The 3,695-nt window shown below is 41.7% G+C and carries 5 protein-coding genes; all 5 read right to left on the bottom strand.

The genetic code is table 11. The features are described from left to right. Nucleotides 1-282 (bottom strand): protein TonB (locus HRU21_11985; protein NRA43009.1); only part of this gene is annotated, 282 nt, incomplete at its 3' end. Nucleotides 283-333: 51 nt separating this feature from the next. Then, nucleotides 334-744 carry a biopolymer transporter ExbD gene (locus HRU21_11980; GenBank protein NRA43008.1) on the bottom strand — a complete coding sequence of 137 codons (411 nt, stop codon included), beginning with the start codon at nucleotides 742-744 and terminating at the stop codon, nucleotides 334-336. A 49-nt stretch (nucleotides 745-793) separates the two neighbouring features. Continuing rightward, on the bottom strand, nucleotides 794-1,315 hold the full coding sequence (locus tag HRU21_11975; GenBank protein ID NRA43007.1) for a MotA/TolQ/ExbB proton channel family protein: 522 nt from the start codon (nucleotides 1,313-1,315) through the stop codon (nucleotides 794-796). A gap of 43 nt (nucleotides 1,316-1,358) precedes the next feature. Beyond that, nucleotides 1,359-2,750, bottom strand: coding sequence for a MotA/TolQ/ExbB proton channel family protein (locus tag HRU21_11970; GenBank protein ID NRA43006.1), 1,392 nt, complete (start codon nucleotides 2,748-2,750; stop codon nucleotides 1,359-1,361). 27 nt (nucleotides 2,751-2,777) lie between these two features. Continuing rightward, the gene (locus HRU21_11965) at nucleotides 2,778-3,572 is read right to left on the bottom strand and encodes a DUF3450 domain-containing protein (GenBank protein NRA43005.1); all 795 of its coding nucleotides are present in this window, start codon (nucleotides 3,570-3,572) and stop codon (nucleotides 2,778-2,780) included. Nucleotides 3,573-3,695 lie beyond the last annotated feature (123 nt).

The following is a 3,695-nucleotide window of genomic DNA, read 5'->3' as shown; positions in this document are numbered from 1 at the left end:
GATATCAAATACATTGACCTGATTCGCATCTGTGCTTGGTTTAGGCATCTCAGGCTTTGGTGGTTCCTTGGGAGGCGCAGGCGGTTTTTTGGGTTTACGCTCTTTGGTCTGTAAATCATCGTCTTGTGATAGATCGACAAAGTCTACCAGCTTAGCGTATTCAGTTTGCTCTAATACCGATTGACCGGTGCTGATCAAACCCTGCATCATCCAAAAAACAGCAAAAGTAACCAGCAAAGCTAATACAAAGGCTGCAAGCAGTCTGGGTAAAACTTGTAGCAAACTCTCTCCATTTATATTTTCTGAGGACTGAGGCACTGTCATCATAGAGGCCTATTTTTTATCAGTTGCGAGAGAAACATCTCGAACACCTGCTTCACGAGCGGCATCCATAACTGCGACAAGAACCTTGGTTTTAGCTTCTTCATCGGCCTGAACAACAACACTGCCCTGAGGGTTTTCAGCGTGCAAACGCTCAATATTTGCACGAACCTGCCCCTCTTCAACTTTACGTTTATTGATCCAGATTTCACCTAAATCATTAATCGCCACCAAGATACTGGCCCTTGGTTTTGATTGGGAAGTTGAAGCCTCTGGGCGATTTACTTCAATGCCAGATTCTTTGACAAAAGAGGCCGTTACAATAAAAAAGATCAACATGATAAAAACGACATCTAGCATTGGCGTAATGTCGATTTCTGTTTCATCGGTTTCCGCGGCAATATTTGAAAAACTGCGTCTCATATTTCTACCTTATTAGTGAATGGCTGCATATCAACTATTTTTAACTCAATTAATGATCAAATGTCATCAAATCATCTATATGTGATTTTTCTCGTTTGATATAACGATCTAACACTGATTGACCCAAAACACCAGTCAAAGCACCGACCATACCCGCCATGGTCGGAATGGTGGCTTTTGAAATACCCGCAGCCATAGCTTTAGGGCTACCGTTACCAATAAACGCCATTACATCAAACACAGCAATCATACCGGTGACAGTTCCCAACAAACCAAACAAAGGACATAAGCCAACTAACATTTTAATCAAAGACATGTTGCTTTCGAGCTGCATTTTTACGCCTGAAATAAGGTCTTCACGAATTCTATGTGCCGACCAGGAGGTTCTTTCCTCACGGGTCTCCCATTCTTGAACAGCTAAATCAACAATTTTATTATGGGAAAATATTAAATACGCTGTCCTTTCTAGAATGAATAACCAAAGCAAAAAAATGACCGCCGCAATCGCATAAAGAACATCACCACCTCTTTCCAAAAATAGGTAAACTGGTTCGTATAATGCATCAATCATTGCCATTATCTCTCTATTCAGCTTTCTTTAATTAAATTCGTGCTTAGGCTGCTTCTGGCATAGATTTCACACCTTGAAGCGCCTCAGCTTTGCGCGCTAAAATGCCGGTAGCACGTTCATCTAACACAAAAATTAATTCTTTCGACTTGTTATTAGCCATAGTATGCAAGAATACACAGGGAATAGCCGCGACCAAACCTAATACAGTGGTTATAAGCGCCTGAGAGATACCACCAGCCATCAGTTTAGGATCACCTGTGCCGAATAATGACATGGTTTCAAATACGTCAATCATACCGGTCACAGTACCTAGCAGGCCCAATAACGGTGCGACCACTGAAATAATTTTTATCCAATTAATACCTCTGGTCAGCTTAGGAATTTCCGCAGAAATTGCTTCTGCTAGATGCAACTCAAGTGTTTCAACGTCTGTGCCTTTATGCTTATTGTAAACTGACATAACACGCCCTAAGACATTGTCTTCTTGAACTTCTTCGGTGTTCATTTGCTTGCGAATACGGGCCGCTTCAGCGGATAAGACAAGCATGCGGTAACATGCCAACAAGATACCCACAAGGGCTAAACCAAGGATGATATAACCCACAACACCGCCTTGATCAATTCGCTCACTGAGTGTTGCAGACTGGCCTTTAATTTTTAATAACTGGCCACGTGAAGGGTCGATCCAAAAACCTGTTATACCTGCTGTAGCTGTCTCTAGCTCTGCAGCCGAACCGTTATAACGCGCACCTGGTTGAGAGGCTAACTCAACAAGTTTTTTTGCCTCAAAGTCATAAACTAAATATTGACCATCGCTAATCGCATTAAAGCTACCTACGCGTACAACATCTTTTGCAACAGTGTCACCTGTAGGCAAAACAACATCTGTTTTATATCTTGCAATTTTGCCTGAGTAAGTCATCTCTCGTTGCATTTCAAACCACAGCTTTTCTAACTCAGCAATAGAAGGCAACTCCGAAGAAGAGCCAGCTTTGATAATCAAGTCGGCCAAAAACTGCTCACGGCCAGGCACTTGAGAGGAAATAATCGAAGCTTCAAAAATACCTTTGCTATCACCAGCCACCTGCTGTAATACGCCGAATAGTTCTTTTAACGATCCGAGACGCTCGGTTAAACGCTCTTGCTGCTGGGCTAACTGGGTTTCATTGGCTGCAAATTCGGCTTCCTTGTCAGCACTTAACTGCTCTAAACGATTACGCTCAGCTTGTTCTTTGAGCAATAAGCTTTCTTGTTGTTTCTTATCTGCCAAGAAACGCTTAATACGAGCATTGTGCTCTTTATTATCTTGGGCCTGACCTTTTTTCACCAAGTTAAGTAATTGATCTAAATCTAAGCCCTGAGCTTGAGACTGCATGCTTATTGCTGAAACACTTAATATAGCAGAGGCAAGACATACCGAGATTTTCTTTTTCATATTCATTGAAATCACCATCTACTTAAATTAATTAACGGGGGCTATCGCTTTTACGGAAAGGGGAGCAGAAACTGGAATTTTAATCAGGTCAGGTGCAGCCTGTTCTCTAGCGATACGTAACGCCATTGTTAGCTTTGACTTATACTCAGCATCTGCTGTCTCAAATCGACGCGTGTCATTATCCCAAAGACCAATATTTTCGCCATCAAGACTTTGATACATCAAAGCTATACGACCAACACGCAAGAAATCAACCTCACGCTCAGCACCATCTAGCTGCATTGTCGCGCGATAGGTTTTAATCGTGCGACCGTAGTCCATCTCTTTTTGATAAGCATCCATCACTTTACGGTACTTCTCAGCAACGCTGACATCACTTCGCCCCATCATATTTTTGAGGCTTTGAATACGTTTCATGCGCTCTGCTTTTTGAAACGGCACATCAGCCTGAACAAACAAATCAATTGCTTCAATCATTTTCAACATCAAGGGTGTAATTTGACGTTCTATCAAGGTTACCTGTTTGATACTTTCATCGATTTGTGCGAGCTCAGACTCTTGAGCGGCCAACTGTTTATTTAACTGCTGAACATAAACTTCAAGACCTTCAACTTCCTTAACAAGCGCGCGATAATCACGCTCAATACTTTTGGTTTGACTATCGACCTTATCAATTTTTACTTGCTGCGCCTTGGCTGAATTTGCGCGCACCTCACCCTTAACAATTGCCGCATCAATACTCGCTGCATGCGCTTGAAATACCATTAGCAAAGTGCAAGAGCTAAGAACAAAGCTCTGCAATGCATTTTTAAAATGAATCATGGATAAATCCTCAAAAAATATATTTTCCATTCCTAAATCACAATAAGTTGAAGCGACCACAGGAAATCAAATTGAATGAGTGTAGAATAGGAAGGTTATTTGCAAGAATATGGCAAAAGCAGT

Source organism: Pseudomonadales bacterium (assembly GCA_013215025.1).
GTDB lineage: Bacteria > Pseudomonadota > Gammaproteobacteria > Pseudomonadales > DT-91 > DT-91.
Note: the sequence above shows the minus strand (reverse complement) of the source record. Positions and strands in the feature narration are given on the sequence as shown.

Coding starts and splice junctions, on each gene's coding strand:
- HRU21_11980 (NRA43008.1), bottom strand. CDS start 744: ATGAGACGCAGTTTTTCAAATATTGCCGCGGAAACCGATGAAACAGAA.
- HRU21_11975 (NRA43007.1), bottom strand. CDS start 1,315: ATGATTGATGCATTATACGAACCAGTTTACCTATTTTTGGAAAGAGGT.
- HRU21_11970 (NRA43006.1), bottom strand. CDS start 2,750: ATGAAAAAGAAAATCTCGGTATGTCTTGCCTCTGCTATATTAAGTGTT.
- HRU21_11965 (NRA43005.1), bottom strand. CDS start 3,572: ATGATTCATTTTAAAAATGCATTGCAGAGCTTTGTTCTTAGCTCTTGC.